The sequence below is a fragment of the Vibrio superstes genome (assembly GCF_003569005.1).
Classification (GTDB): Bacteria; Pseudomonadota; Gammaproteobacteria; order Enterobacterales; family Vibrionaceae; genus Vibrio; species Vibrio superstes.
In genome coordinates this window covers 1,580,622-1,595,476 of record NZ_BCUR01000001.1, presented here as the reverse complement: position 1 = coordinate 1,595,476, position 14,855 = coordinate 1,580,622, and the positions used below count along the sequence as shown (strand labels likewise).

Genomic DNA, 14,855 nt, shown 5'->3' with positions numbered 1-14,855 from the left:
ACGACTCAGGCCCGTTTGCTAAAAGAACCGCCAAGAAAGTTCCTTTACAACAGTTGCGAAGTATTCAGAAAAGAAATAGTTCCGCACCTGAATTTCTTTGTTCAGCGTCGATGGTGAGCCAAATAGCTTGTGGTTTGTTAGCGCGCTGTTCAGAGAACAGACTTTCAATCCCTTTGGCAAAGCCCCTTGATTTTGTTTGGCATGCCATGCCATCGGTAGTGACTAAGGCACCCTTGATATCCAGAAGTTTACCTGTTCCGTTTTGAGCTGACCTGGCACCAATTTGTTTGCACAAGCGTATACACTCATCATGTGTATTGTGCTAGCTCGGTCTTAGCGGTCATAAGAGCCTCGAAGGGTCTTGCCATCAATAGCGACAACTTGAACATGAATTGAAGACATCCAATTTATAACGCATTCATGGAATGGCTTTGGCTCGATCTTAGAAACGATACGAGCGATAGTGTCATCGGCACGAACTCCATAAATAAACATACCGTTACGCTTAAACCAGTCATGATGGCCGAGGATATATTCTCTAATATCGAACTATCGATCACGGCGCACAATGACCCAAATAGAACCTCAAACAAGCAATAGGTGACGTCGCCACACATTTTACTAGGGTGTTTAAAAAAAGGGTCGGCACAACGCCAAACCAATATCGCAATTCTCTAAAGAGTAAGTAGTATTTTCTAGACCTAGAATACAAAAACGGCTCCATAAAGGAGCCGATTCTCTGAACGTCTAGTGCGTTAACCGCTAAGTTTGAGCGAAAATTAATGCAAACCAAGGTCCACTTTTACTGCGCAAGCTGAAGGGCAAGCAGCACATCCACCACGGCCAGTACAAAGCATATCATCACCAAGCAGAGCACCTACTTTAGCTGAAACATCCAAAGCTTCGTGGAATGGAATCAGGGTCGTCATGTTAGTTAGAGCTAGCTGTGCGTACATAAACGGCGTCGTAATTACAGCCATACCGCGAGAGGTACAAGGCTCACCTTCTCCCCCCATAATTGGATCGCATGGCCAGCCTACCGCCAATTGCATCGCCTGTGATGCTGCAGAATCTACCTGACGTGGCGTTCCACCAAGGATATAGGTCAATGCTGCCGCTGAGAATGCACCGGAAAGACCCATCTCACCTGCGCAACCAATGGTTTCACCCGTTGGATCAGTGCGAGTATAAGCAATGGCGCCGTAGGCAGCAGCAACAAGCAGACCTTCTACCAACTTCTCATCTGAAAAGCCGTAATGATTTTGCGCTGCTCGCAGACAAGACATTACTACACCGCCACCTGCGCCATGAGGAAAACCAACATGCAGTGTTTCTGGTGCCATGGACAGTACAGAGAAATAATAACGAACAGCATCATACATAGGTTGTGGAAGGTGTTGCTTAGCCGTTACCTTGTCAAAATTGTTAGTACTGAAGCCATATGCATGCTTGTAATCAAGTTCAAAGTCGCGGTTTTCCATGCGCTCTACCAGATACACCATGTGGCCACGTAACTCTTCGACCTTAGAAACGATTTGTTCACGCGTCATACCCGTTGCCGCAACCTGATAATCGATAGCGACCTCATGCATTGGCTTCTCTTCAGTTAACTTTAAAAAGTCATTTGAGTTATCGAACAATTGAGGCTTGCGGTCTGGGCGAGTTGGCGTTGGCAAAACACATTCTAGCCAATAAATCTCACTAGTAGGAGCGATAGCTTCTAACATCTTAACACTTGGCGATTCCGTAGCGGTCAGAAAATAAGCTGTGTCATCATTTAGACTCTGCTCTTTTATAGTCATGAAGCCATCTAACGCCTCTTGTATGGCTTGGATTCGATCCTCTACGCCACCACGCTTGATAACCACGATCAGATTCGTATCGCCCTTGTAGATGTAATCAAAACCCATGATCTTCTTGGTTTGAACCATACCACCACCGATAGAATCACCTACCAAGGTACACTCTTTACCATGACTGTCAGTGATGATGAACTTCATGCCATTTAAGTGATCAGTTTCCTTCATTGGTTCCTTAGTAAATAGAACCTCAATGCCCTGCTCTTTTGCCATATCCAAGCAACTGTTACGTACGGGAGAATCTACTGCTAGGCCGATGGCACCCGAGCACATGCCGATGTCTTCAGACATCAAACCAAAGGTGCCAGCAAACGAGCCATCTGTGTCCATGACCACTTCTATCTTGCTGATGGTTTGGCCACGAGTAAGATAATGAGTCAAAAGGCCAAGACGTTGCGGAGCAACAAGGTGAGAGCTTGAACCTGCAAGCATTACAGGGCCCATGACGTCGTTAAAAAAGCTAGGGTACAGTTCTACAGACATAATATTTTTCTCCCAGAATGGAATGTATAAGAGCTTAAACTCTTGTCTAAATCTGCATCCACTTTACCCAAACTTAGCAAAACTCGATTACCATTCGATGCCATTCTAAAATCACACATCTATTTTCGTAAAAAGACAAGTTCATAGTTGATTCATTATCTCTTAAAAACAACAAAGCCCCTTCACGCATATGCGCAAAGGGGCTTGGTTAACCGGATAAGGTTTACTCGGTTGCGATGATAGTCAGTTCAACTAAGCAAGCCTCAGAAAACATTTTCGCTTCAACGCAGGTGCGCACTGGCGCTTCCTTGCCCGCAATCCACGTATCATATTCTTCATTGAATGAGGCATAGTGGTTTTCGATGTCGTTCAAATGAACTAGGATGCTAACAATCTTAGACTTATCGATACCACACTCAGCCAGTAGCGTGTCTACTTGATCGAAGGTGTTCTTAGACTGTCCCTTAACATCAAGGGTAAGGTCTGTTGAGAATTGACCACAAAGATATACGTTGCCGTTAACGATTTTCGCTTTACTGTAGCGACCCATAGGGGCGATAGTTTTGATCATTGTTCATTTCCTAAATGTATTGGAGTGCTAGGTAGCACCTAAGCTTGTAACTTTGCACTAGCTTAAGAAAGTCATCGCAAATCTAGCTAACCAATTCATGCCAAACTAAAAAATGAATTATTTGTCCAAGGTTGAAGCGCTCTGATACCGAACACTCACAATATATCTTTGTAAATAAAAGCGAAAGCCAACAGATGGCCTCTTTTGTCTTTTACGATTATCTATCTACCACCATTTCATCACCATCAGATTGATAACGGGCCCAGATTTCTGCCAAAGTTTCTTTATTCAATTCTATTCCTTTTTCTTTCAGAAACTCTTGGTTATACAGCTTGGAATAGGAGCGCTCAGCTAGATCGCAACTAAAGGTGACTATGGTTTTTCCCTTGCCCATCCTGGCGGCGGCGTACAGCGCTCCAGCGACATTTAATGAAGAGCTGCTTCCTAAAAGGATGCCATCGCGCTCAGCAACTAATCTGGATATGGTCACCAAATCCTGATCGGGCAATGTGATTGCGTGATCGATCTTAGCTTGCCTGAAATTTTCTACCTCTCGCATTATGCCAATTCCCTCGGTAAACGAACTGCCACTTGATTGATATTTCCCGCTTTTCAAATAGGAATAAATGCCAGAACCATCAGGGTCCACAACCCAAGTTTTTAGATTCGGTTGTTGCTGTGATAAGTAGTGTGAATTACCGGCGATGCTTCCTCCGGTTCCGACCACCGAGACTAAGGCATCGATCTTACCCTGGGTTTGACGCCAAATCTCAGGCCCAGTATTTAAATAATGCGCTCGATAGTTGCTTAGGTTTTCGAACTGATCGGCCCACCAGTAATCCTCGTTCTCTGCTCCGATTCGTTTCGCCGTGTGATAAAAATGGTCAGGATTAGCAAACGGACAAGGGTCTACCAACAGTAACTCTGCACCGTAAAGAGAAATCATTCGCTCTTTTTCTTGTGCTTGTCCTTTTGGCATCACCACCAGCATCTTATAGCCAAGGGCTTTAGCGACGAGCGCTAGGCCAATACCCGTATTCCCAGCAGTGCCTTCAACAATGGTCATCCCCGGCTTGAGTTTACCTGCTTCTATTGCGTCCAAGACCAGCTGAAGCGCCGCCCTATCTTTTATTGAACCCCCTGGGTTCTGATGTTCGCACTTTAGTAGTATCTCACAGCCTGATATCTCAGAAAGACTATTCACTCTGAGAAGATCAGTATTACCAATAAGTTCACTGACACTGTTTGCAATACAGGGGTTTGGCATAAGGGCTCCACTTATTTACAAAAAAGGGTGATTAACACTTCTAAAGACTAGCCACAGCGCTTTCTTAGTCAAGGCTGTATGACGTAAGAAGCCCCATTTCGCGAATAACAATTATAATTAAGGGGGTAAACGACTCGATAGAGGGTAAGACAATGTTTTTTAAAGAGAGAAAGACTGGCGACCTAGTCGACATTGTGGAGATGGCAAAACTGACTAACTTATTTCATGACAGTGTCGAAGGTCGATTTCAGGCAGGGGAAGAACAGCAAGATCCCCAATCATTCAAAAAGTCAGATCTCGTATTCATGTCAGGCGAGGAACTGCCCCGCTGCTGGACAGATCCGGGATACCGTTCTAAATGCTGAAGCCTTAGCCAACTTTCACCATAAATCCATCAAGCATTACAACGAAAAAAGCGAGCACTACGGCTCGCTTTTGTGTCTTGCAATTGCTTTATATTACAGCAGTTCTACTGATTGCTTAGCAATTACGAACTCTTCGTTAGTTGGTACTACTAGTACCTTAGCGCCTAGAAGCTCAGACTCAGCAATTTGACCTGCGGCACCAAAGCGCGCAGCTTCGTTGCCTGCTCTGTCTTCAACAAAACCAAGTAGGCCTAGGTTTGTCAGGATTTCACTACGGATATCTAGAGCATTTTCACCGATACCGCCAGTGAAGATAATTGCATCCAAAGAGCTCAGTGGAATCATGTAAGAGCCGATGTACTTAGCAACACGGTATGTGAATACTTGGAACGCTAGCTTAGCACCTTCGTGACCATCGTCCATCGCTTCTAGAATGCCACGAGCGTCAGAAGTTACGCCGGATACACCCAAGAAACCTGATTTCTTGTTAAGCGTTTCGAATACTTGCTCTGGAGTCCAGCCTTTCTTCATCAAGAACTCAATGATGCCTGGGTCAAGGTCACCTGAACGAGTTCCCATCATTAGGCCAGCAAGCGGTGTGAAGCCCATAGAAGTATCAACACTTTCGCCGTTAGCAATCGCACATACAGATGCACCGTTACCAAGGTGAACAGTAATGAAGTTAGACTCTTCAACAGGCTTGTTCAGCATTTTTGCAGCTTCACGGCTCACGTAGTAGTGGCTAGTGCCGTGGAAACCGTAGCGACGGATGCCATACTCTTTGTAAAGCTCATGAGAAATCGCACCAGTAAATGCCTTCTGTGGCATTGTTTGGTGGAATGCAGTATCGAATACAGCAAACTGAGGTAGAGATGGGTAAGCAGCCATAGCCGCACGGATACCTTTTGCACCAGCAGGGTTGTGTAGAGGAGCTAGATCCGACAGGTTCTCAATTTCTGTAAGTACAGCATCGTCAATTCGAACAGTACTAGTGAATTTCTCACCACCATGAACAATACGGTGACCTACAGCAACAATGGTCTCTTTTAGAGATAGCTCATCCATCAGTTTAACGATGCGGTTGATAGCTTCTTGGTGATGGTTGTCAGGAGCTGTGATTGCTTCTTTACATTTCTCACCGTTAAATTTCCATTCGATGGTCGCTTCTGGAAGACCAAAACACTCACCTAGTCCACTGACTAGCGCTTCACCAGATTCAGAGTCGATAACAGCAAACTTTAGAGAAGAGCTGCCTGAATTGATAACGAGTACGTTCTTGTTTGACATGAGTTAAATCCTAATTAGACGAGGGGGCATTCAATCTGTGTTTATGATTATCAAATAATTTGAAAATTATTCAAATTTTTTTTAGTTAAATAGTATTACAAAATAAGATACTTTGATCTTGATCAACCTGCAAATTTATTTAACGCCTGAAATTTATTCTCAACAACAAAAATTCAACTATTTTTAAGCGTGTACGGGGCTTTCAGGTGCGATACAACTCTAGTGTTGCAAGCTAAGACTTCATTTTTGAACCTCAATAAACCCATAAATAATCATACATATAGCATTAATAAAACCCATCGCGCTCAATAATTCTTCAATCTAGCGGGATAAAATACTCTCATCTCAGTTTATACCAATCACAGTAAGTGCTCAGAAATAGCGTAAGAAAAACGCTGGATAACAAGGCTGAACTTTTTGATAAGTCGTTATTCTACAATCAAAAATTCTAACGCCGTTATCGAGTGTTTTAACAAGCTAGGATGAGCAGTTATTTACTACGATTGGTATTACTCAGGCGAAAAAAAACCGGGACATTATGTCCCGGTTTCAAAATCTACATTACGCTAGATTACTCTGCAGTAGTGCGACGAGAGTGACCACGCTCACCACGGTGGTTACCACGGTTGTCACCGCCACGGTTGCGATCGAAACGACGCTCACCATCACGGCCGCCTTCACGATTGCCTTCACGGTTACCACGATAGCCACCGCCTTCACGGTTACCACGGTAGCCGCCACCTTCACGTTGACCACGACCACCGTCACGACGACCACCACCATCACGACGACCACCACGAGACTCACGGAAGTCATCAAAATCACAAACTACTGCTGCAGTTTCTTTTTGACGAATACGTAGCTTGCTAAGTTTGCCCGCTGTCTCAGAGTTCATCGCTTTTGGTAGCTGAACAAATGTATGGCCTTGAGCCAATTTGATCGCACCGATAGAACCTTTAGTTAGGCCTAGTTCGTTTGCTAGAGCGCCAACGATATCTTTAACCTGAACACCTTGGTCACGACCAACTTGTAATTGGTAAGTATCCCAATCTTTAGTTTCGCCACCGTAGCTACGACCGCCTTCACGGCCACCGTCACGACCGCCTTCACGACGCTCTGCACGACGTTTCTTGTCACGTGCGATAGCAGAAGTCATTGGGTCTTCGCCAACGTAGAATAATGGACGCTTGCCTTGCTGACGACGAAGTAGAATCGCAGCTAGAGTTGCAGCATCAATTTCTAGGTTAGTCTGTAGCTTTTCAACTAGCTCAGAGAATTTCTCTAGAGAAGCGTGTTCAGTGTCTGCTTGAAGCTCAAGACCTAGCTTTTTCAGACGAGCTTCTGCAACTTGGTCACGTAGAGGAAGTTGGATTTCTTCCATTGCTGACTTAGTTACACGCTCAATAGTACGAAGCATACGCATTTGGTTAGTGCGAACTAGTAGGATCGCTTTACCTTTACGTCCAGCACGGCCAGTACGGCCAATACGGTGGATGTAAGACTCAACGTCAAATGGAATGTCGTAGTTGAATACGTGAGTAATACGAGGCACATCAAGACCACGAGCAACAACGTCAGTTGCAACTAGGATATCGATAACACCACGCTTAATGTTGTCTACAGTACGCTCACGTTGTGACTGTGGAATGTCACCGTGAAGTGCCGCTACTTTAAAGCCACGGTCTGCTAGGTAACCCGCTAGACGCTCAGTGTCTTGGCGAGTACGCACGAATACGATAGAAGCATCAGTTTCTTCAGTTTCAAGAATACGAGTCATTGCCTCGTCTTTCTCAATCCCTTTAACTACCCAGAATTGTTGCTCTACTTTATCAACAGTGTGGTTTTTACCAGCAACATCAACGAAAGCAGGGTCACGCAAGAAGCGCTCAACAATTTTCTTAAGCATTGGAGGCATAGTCGCAGAGAACAATACGCGCTGAGCTGACGCTGGAGCGTGCTCAAGGATAGCGGTAACGTCTTCTACGAAGCCCATGTTTAGCATTTCATCTGCTTCATCAAGAACGAAAGTATTTACTTCGTCAAGGTGCAGACGGTCGCGGTTGATCAAGTCTTGTACACGACCTGGAGTACCAACAACGATATGAGTGCCGTTCTTAAGAGCACGCATTTGATCAACGATTGAAGCACCGCCGTAAATTTCAAGAACCTTAAGACCGCGAATGTTCTTACCAAGGTTTTTGATCTCTGCTGCTACCTGAATAGCTAGCTCACGCGTTGGTGCAAGGATAATTGCTTGCGGCTTACGCTGGTCTAGATCCAGTTTGTTAAGAAGAGGAAGAGAGAAGGCAGCAGTTTTACCAGTACCTGTTTGCGCTTTACCTAGCGCGTCCTTACCTTCAAGAAGCAGAGGAATAGAAGCTGCTTGGATAGGTGTAGGAGATACAAAACCCATGCCGTCAAGGGCAGAAAGGATTTGTTCGTTTAGTTCTAAATCGCTGAATTTAATTTCAGATTCTTGCATCGGGATCCCACTATAATGTGTTCATAAAAACGGTCCCAGGTGCTCTCTAAATTCATACACCGATCCAGCAATACACACTAAATCCTTTCAGAAGGGATAAGTATATAAAACGCATCAAGCCGCTAGGGACAAAGTCGAAGGAGGCGCATTCTGCACTAAAACCAGGTAGAAAGCTAGAAAAAATTGAGTTCCGTCACAAATTTAAAGCATTTTGTCGTCAAACTGTCATTTCTGGCTCGTAAATTGATCTCTTGGTGCTCAGTATTCGCCGTTCTTTTTCAATACGCAGTACAGTGTAGTGCCCAACTAACCAAAGTGCGTTCATTATTTAACCAAGGCTGGCTAAAAACCCTCGAAATCATTATAGTGTGCCGGTTATTTCATTAAGACGAAGATAGATGTTTGCAGACAATCCGTTGCTTGCTCAACTAAAACAGCAGATCAAAGAAACTATCCCTACAAAAGAAGGGACCATCAAGGCGACTGATAAGAAGTTTGGCTTTCTAGAAGTAGATAACAAGACCAGCTACTTCATCCCGCCCCCGCAAATGAAAAAGTGCATGCACGGTGACAGAGTGGTTGCTCTGATCCGTTCTGAGAATGACAAAGATTTCGCAGAACCAGATCAGTTGGTAGAACAAGCCATCACTCGTTTCATTGGCCGCGTTAAGCTGTTTAAAGGACGTCTCAACGTCGTTCCGGATCAACCACAGCTACGCAATCTATCTCTTAAGGCGAAAACTGCCAAAGGCTTAAAGCATGATATGTTTGCTGAAGGTGACTGGGTTGTCGCTCAAGTCATTCAGCACCCTCTCAAGGGCGCCGATGGCTTTATGGTCGAAATTACAGAAAAGATCACCGATGCTAACGACAAAATAGCGCCTTGGTGGGTAACTCTAGCTGAAAATGACCTTCCTAATTCTGAGCCAGTTGGCATTGACGACTGGAAGCTTCATGATGATGCTGATTTAATCCGTGAAAACCTTACTCATATCCCTTTTGTCACCATCGATGGTGAATCAACAAAGGATATGGATGATGCATTGTATGCTCGTAAAACCGCCGAAGGTAACTTTGAGCTAACAATTGCCATTGCTGACCCAACAGCGTACATCACTCCTGATGATGAAATGGATAAAGTGGCACGTGAACGCGGTTTTACCATTTATCTTCCGGGTCGCAATATCCCAATGCTCCCTCGCGATCTGGCTGACAACTTGTGCTCTCTTATTCAAGACCAAGAGCGCCCTGCTCTATGTTGCACAGTGACAGTAAACAGCGATGGCACTATCCAAGACGATATACGTTTCTTTGCTGCTAATATCAAATCTCACGCGCGTCTGGCGTACGGCAATGTTTCTGACTTCCTAGAAACAGGCAGTTGTGATAAATGGTCACCAAGCGAAGAGATTGCCACCATAGTGACTGATCTTGCCGAGATGGCAAAAGCGCGCAGCGAGTGGCGTGAAAACAATGCAGTTATCTTCCCAGATCGTCCAGACTATCGCTTTGAACTGAGTGAAGATAACGATGTTATCGCGATCCACTCTGATATGCGCCGTTCAGCTAACAAGCTAGTAGAAGAAGCTATGATCACCGCAAATATTTGTGCGGGTCGCGTGCTAAGCGACAAGCTAAATATGGGCATCTTCAATACTCATGCTGGTCTTAAAGAAGATAAAGTAACTAACGTTATCGACTTAGTGACAGAGCATGGCGCAGATGGCTTCAATGCTGAGAATGTCATCACTCTTGAAGGCTTTACCGCCCTACGTCGCTGGTTAAACAATCAAGAAACTCAATACCTAGATAACCGCATTCGTAAACATCAAAGTTATGGTGAAATGGGTAACAAGCCTGCACCGCACTTTGCAATGGGTTTAGATATCTACGCGACGTGGACCTCTCCTATTCGTAAGTACAGCGACATGCTTAACCATCGTCTTCTTAAAGCTGTGATTCTGAACAAAGAACCTGTGCAAACTCCAGATGATGAAGTAGGTGATGAACTAGCGATTCACCGTAAGCATCACAGAATGGCGGAGCGTAAGGTCAGCGACTGGCTCTATGCCCGCACACTGAAACAGGACGTAGAAGCTGAAACCAAGTTTAAGGGCGAGATCTTTGATATTGGCCGTAGTGGTATGCGCGTTCGCTTGATTGAAAATGGTGCGGCTGCATTTGTTCCTAATTCTCTAATTATGGATAACAAAGAGCGAATTGAATCCAATGCCGAGCAAGGTACAGTTTCAATCGATAAAGAAGTTATCTACAAGCTAAGCGACATCGTAGAAGTTGTTCTTACCGATGTGGATATTGATAAGCGCAACATGGTAGCGAAACCAACTGAGGTTTTTGCTGACCTACCGAAAGAAGACGCTTAATCTTATCTCCCATAGAGTAGCCAACGCTACTCTATGGGACATTCGTCTCACTGTATTCATCAAATTCAACTACTTAAGTAAACTCTTTCCTATCGTTAGCCAATCTGAGATAGAATCATTCCATCGTTGCAGTTATGGATTTGTGCGTGTCACCTTTTGCTTGTTTACATTTTTCAAATCATGCCCAACTGGTCTTAAAAGATCATCCAACCAAGCCCGCAGGTTTTGTTGTGGTAAATAGTGGCCGTTTGAGATGGAAGCAAAACGAACAGCAGCACGAGGTTGTCCCAAACCAATTTGCGTTTCTTTCACAACAACTTCTGACCTCCTCTATTGATGCCGATAGTGATTTTGAAGCCACGTTAATACTTATCGAATACGAAGTGCTGTTGAGTTTTGGCTCTACCCCTAATACAACCTTAACCCACCAGCCTGTTTATTTTTTCAAGGCAGATCCGTTTGAGCATCAGCTTCTTGCCACGCTGATCACGAGTAGCGAGCTATCAGACTGTAAACTCGAGGTTCAACACTCATTAGTGAACGCATTGCTCTCGCATACGACAGATAAATACCCTTCAGTTTTAAGCGCAGTGCAGCTCGCAACGCTTGTCAGTTTCACCGAAAAGGTATCCCTGTTTATGGATGCTAGGCTAGATAAAGAACAAAGCCTGCCTATGCTTGCTGAGCACCTACAGGTCTCCGTAACCACGGTGAAACGACGACTGGCTGAAGAAGGTTTATCGTTTACCGATATGCTTAAGAAAAAAAGAATCTACAAAGGCGCTACAATCTTGCGATCAGGACGTACAAGTGTCACTGAAGTCGCATCTCTATGTGGCTTCAACAGTGCTACACACTTTAATAACGCCTTTAAAAGTATCTATGGCTGCACACCTAAGGTGTTCAGGCGAGAACGCAGAACACCCTAAGCAAAGTGTAAAATTCATGCATCATGGCGCGGCCAGCGTGGCCCGACCAACGTGGCCCGACCAGATGCCAATAACGACAAAGGACATGTTCCATGCAATTTAGTTATTCTAATCCAACAAATATCTTCTTTGGCCAAGGCCAAATCGCCGCAATCAACACAGTGATCCCAACGGACAGCAAAGTCTTGGTGGTATACGGCGGTGGGTCGATTAAAAAGAATGGCGTGTATAATCAAGTGGCTAAAGCGCTTGAAGGTTATCAGTGGCAAGAGTTTTCTGGTGTTGAGCCAAACCCTACAGTAGAAACCCTTAACAAGGCGGTTGAAATCGTTAAGGCAGAAGGTATCACTTACTTACTTGCTGTGGGTGGCGGTTCAGTAATAGATGGGACCAAATACATTGCTGCTGCATCGCTCTACGACGGAGATGGGTGGGATATAATGACCGGCGACTATAAGGTGACAGACGCTATACCACTAGGCGCAATTCTTACGCTTCCAGCGACAGGTTCAGAGTCTAATAAAGGCGCCGTAGTCACTAAAAAAGCGACCCAACATAAATCTGGTTTCTTATCTCCGTTCGTACAACCAAAGTTCGCTGTACTTGACCCTGACGCAATGAAAACCCTACCTGAACGACAGCAGCTTAATGGCCTAGTCGATGCGTGGGTTCACGTATGTGAGCAATACATTACTAAACCTGCAGGTGGCATGGTTCAAGATGGCTTTGCAGAAGCACTGCTTAAAAACTTAATCCAATTAGGCAATGATTTTGCGAACAGAGACAGCGACGCATGGCGTGCAAACCTGATGTGGTCAGCAAACCAAGCTCTCAATGGCTTAATTGGATGTGGCGTACCACAAGATTGGGCAACACATATGATTGGGCACGAACTGACAGCGCTTTACGATGTCGATCACGCTCGTTCATTGGCCATCATTCAACCTTCACTCCTTCGTAATCAGATTGAAGTAAAACGCGCGAAACTAGAACAAATGGGTATCAATGTATTTGGGTTGACCAAGAGTGCCGATTTGGCTGAGCGTACCATCGATGCTATCGAAGGCTTCTATCATGGTTTGAATGTGCCAACTCAACTGACAGAACACAATGGCGACAAGTCAGAGGCAATTTCTGCCATCATAACTCAGCTTGAGCAACATGGTTTAGTGTCCCTTGGTGAGAACCAAGCCATTACACTGGATGAAACCAAGAAGATCTTGGCTAACGCCGTTAGCTGATCCAATATGCAAAAGGCAATTTGTTAGTAACCACGACAGATTGCCTTTTTGATTACCTAGACTTTAGCTTTTGCATGCAATCTTATTTTGTCAAAAACAAGAATTCATAACCGTAACAATTGCTTTTGTGGAACTCTTTAGAGAAAACTGTTCATGGTTTTTCATTGGCAAGTTCGGTATCCAAGCTTTTAACCTGTGAGTAAATACTCTCTGGCGCGCTGCTGACACAGCCCGACAGTACCCTTCAATATCAATAACTTAGAAAGAAAACCCAACCCTTCCCTGTGCGTTTCACAATCCTATCTTACTACCTAAAATGGATAGATAGTTACCGTCAATTAACACCGTTCTCGTCCAGTTGAACCACTAGGTTGACTGCAATTTCACAGACCGCGGCAAACTTAAGATTCCATTTTCGTCCTATTGATGTATTGATATGAACCTCTACACTCAGCCTTAGTTAAACGATTGCGTATAATGAATTCTGCAAGGGGGATACTATGAATATGCTCAAATTGGTGCCTATCGCACTTCTATCTATCGGTCTAACAGCCTGCGGTGGAGAATCCAACTCAACAGACATCAAGGCTCCTAAGTTAAGTAAGGGAGATATTGAGGCTCTCAACAATCTTCAACCAACAGTTAACCGAGATCATGACTGGAATGTAACAGCTAGCAGTGAAGACAGAGCAGATACAGATGATATCATTTCAGCTGTAAAGTTTAGCGCGGATAAACCCTTCAACATCGATAGAGTCGATGCTGACTTGGCTACAGAAACCCATAAGATTTTCACCTATGAGTGGCAAGGATTTAAATCAAATGATGAGGGTCGTGATACAAAAAATGGCAATTCTCATAGAATAGAAGTTAGCGTCCCTGGTTTAGCCACCACGCAAGATCAGCTTAAAGTGCTGTTGAGAAAAGATGATCTCACTTCAGAAGAGCAAATTAGAAAAGCCGTTTATGCCAATTTTGCACTTCCTATGGCGCTAGGAGCGACTGAGCTAGGTGCATACAGAAGCTTCGATGCATTAACGAATGAACCTGTAATCGCAAACAATGAGCAACCGCTTTGTAAATATACCAAACCTAAGCAACAAAACCTTCGCGCAGACTTCAGCATGTCATGTACTATACCTGCGACGCTCAGCCCGTTTAAGCAGCTTACAACAGTAACGCTTGACCAACAAATTGTCACTGGACCCGCATATTATAAAACTAGTAATGGGGACACATATGAAACCCTGCAGTTCCTACAAACAGTGTCTTACTATGATAGTGACGATAGTACTTTTGAAGTATTCACCCCAGCAGATGTGTTAATTCATCCCGGAATTGGTATCGTTTCTATGGATCTAACAATAATTAACGGACTTAGCGAGAATGGTATCGAAACTACTCAAACAAAATGGGAATGGTTCAACGACAACGCCAACATCCTAGACCAAGATTACTAGCAATAAAAAAGGCAGCTTTTAAGCTGCCTTTTCTTTATTTGATTCTCTTAAAAGAAGTCAATTGATTTACGACTCGTTCTCGGATCCTTAGGAGTGTCCTCTTCTTCAGGCTCGACCTCTTCAGTCTCTACCTGTTCGAAAACATCACTCTCTACATACTCAGGTTCGTCATCGATGCCCTGATCGCCAGCATCGTACTCAGTTTCATACTCTACTTCAGGAACATCAGCAGGATCGACGTAGATCACTAGATAGAACTCTTCGTTAAACTGAACAAGATCACCGTCCACCAGCTTGCGACGTTTTCTGGTTTCGAGTTCGCCGTTGACAGCTACATAACCTTCACTAATTACGTGCTTAGCCTCACCGCCGCCGCTTACGGCGTCAGCAATCTTAAGAACCTTATAAAGTTCAATAGGTTGAGTAGAAACCTCAACGCCAATAGCTTCAATTTCGATTTCGTCTTCTAAGTGATCCACTGTATTTCCAAATTCATTAACCGGGCAATGCCCATTATCTGGCGGCTA

The 14,855-nt window shown here is 44.4% G+C and carries 12 protein-coding genes and 1 pseudogene; 6 read left to right on the top strand and 7 right to left on the bottom strand.

What is annotated here, in order from left to right; all coding sequences use genetic code 11:
- Positions 1 to 136: 136 nt before the first annotated feature.
- A pseudogene (locus D5I41_RS06820) lies at positions 137 to 617 on the bottom strand (ISAs1 family transposase); the annotation flags it as partial.
- A gap of 9 nt (positions 618 to 626) precedes the next feature.
- Between D5I41_RS06820 and D5I41_RS21580 the strand changes: the two are divergent.
- Positions 627 to 689, top strand: coding sequence for a hypothetical protein (locus D5I41_RS21580; RefSeq protein ID WP_371860108.1), 63 nt, complete (start codon positions 627 to 629; stop codon positions 687 to 689).
- A 90-nt stretch (positions 690 to 779) separates the two neighbouring features.
- Here D5I41_RS21580 and D5I41_RS06810 read toward each other — a convergent pair whose 3' ends face one another.
- The 3 genes from D5I41_RS06810 to D5I41_RS06800 all read right to left on the bottom strand — a co-directional run bounded on the left by D5I41_RS06810 (position 780) and on the right by D5I41_RS06800 (position 4,180).
- Entirely contained in the window at positions 780 to 2,342 is a 1,563-nt protein-coding gene (locus tag D5I41_RS06810; protein ID WP_119009133.1) for an L-serine ammonia-lyase, iron-sulfur-dependent, subunit alpha, read from the bottom strand.
- Positions 2,343 to 2,565: 223 nt separating this feature from the next.
- A complete protein-coding gene (locus D5I41_RS06805; protein ID WP_119009132.1) occupies positions 2,566 to 2,913 on the bottom strand; it encodes a RidA family protein in 348 nt (115 codons plus the stop codon).
- Positions 2,914 to 3,130: 217 nt separating this feature from the next.
- Positions 3,131 to 4,180 (bottom strand): cysteine synthase A, encoded by a 1,050-nt coding sequence (locus D5I41_RS06800; RefSeq protein WP_119009131.1) that lies wholly within the window; start codon positions 4,178 to 4,180, stop codon positions 3,131 to 3,133.
- A gap of 152 nt (positions 4,181 to 4,332) precedes the next feature.
- Between D5I41_RS06800 and D5I41_RS06795 the strand changes: the two genes are divergently transcribed.
- Positions 4,333 to 4,545: an acetyltransferase gene (locus D5I41_RS06795; protein WP_119009130.1), complete on the top strand. Its 213-nt coding sequence runs from the start codon at positions 4,333 to 4,335 to the stop codon at positions 4,543 to 4,545.
- 93 nt (positions 4,546 to 4,638) lie between these two features.
- Here D5I41_RS06795 and D5I41_RS06790 read toward each other — a convergent pair whose 3' ends face one another.
- Entirely contained in the window at positions 4,639 to 5,832 is a 1,194-nt protein-coding gene (locus tag D5I41_RS06790) for an acetate/propionate family kinase (RefSeq protein WP_119009129.1), read from the bottom strand.
- Positions 5,833 to 6,403: 571 nt separating this feature from the next.
- Positions 6,404 to 8,314, bottom strand: coding sequence for a DEAD/DEAH box helicase (locus tag D5I41_RS06785; protein ID WP_065598755.1), 1,911 nt, complete (start codon positions 8,312 to 8,314; stop codon positions 6,404 to 6,406).
- Between the two features lie 398 nt (positions 8,315 to 8,712).
- Here D5I41_RS06785 and rnb point away from each other — a divergent pair, with 398 nt between their 5' ends.
- From rnb to D5I41_RS06765, 4 genes are all read left to right on the top strand, one after another.
- Positions 8,713 to 10,698, top strand: a complete 1,986-nt coding sequence (gene rnb / locus D5I41_RS06780; RefSeq protein ID WP_119009128.1) for an exoribonuclease II — start codon at positions 8,713 to 8,715, stop codon at positions 10,696 to 10,698.
- A 146-nt stretch (positions 10,699 to 10,844) separates the two neighbouring features.
- Positions 10,845 to 11,627: a helix-turn-helix domain-containing protein gene (locus tag D5I41_RS06775; RefSeq protein WP_119009127.1), complete on the top strand. Its 783-nt coding sequence runs from the start codon at positions 10,845 to 10,847 to the stop codon at positions 11,625 to 11,627.
- A 92-nt stretch (positions 11,628 to 11,719) separates the two neighbouring features.
- On the top strand, positions 11,720 to 12,868 hold the full coding sequence (locus tag D5I41_RS06770) for an iron-containing alcohol dehydrogenase (protein WP_119009126.1): 1,149 nt from the start codon (positions 11,720 to 11,722) through the stop codon (positions 12,866 to 12,868).
- Positions 12,869 to 13,368: 500 nt separating this feature from the next.
- Positions 13,369 to 14,328: a hypothetical protein gene (locus D5I41_RS06765; RefSeq protein WP_119009125.1), complete on the top strand. Its 960-nt coding sequence runs from the start codon at positions 13,369 to 13,371 to the stop codon at positions 14,326 to 14,328.
- A gap of 47 nt (positions 14,329 to 14,375) precedes the next feature.
- Here the strand turns inward: D5I41_RS06765 and D5I41_RS06760 are convergent, their stop codons facing one another.
- Positions 14,376 to 14,807 carry an RNA-binding S4 domain-containing protein gene (locus D5I41_RS06760; RefSeq protein WP_119009124.1) on the bottom strand — a complete coding sequence of 144 codons (432 nt, stop codon included), beginning with the start codon at positions 14,805 to 14,807 and terminating at the stop codon, positions 14,376 to 14,378.
- Between the last annotated feature and the right edge of the window lie 48 nt (positions 14,808 to 14,855).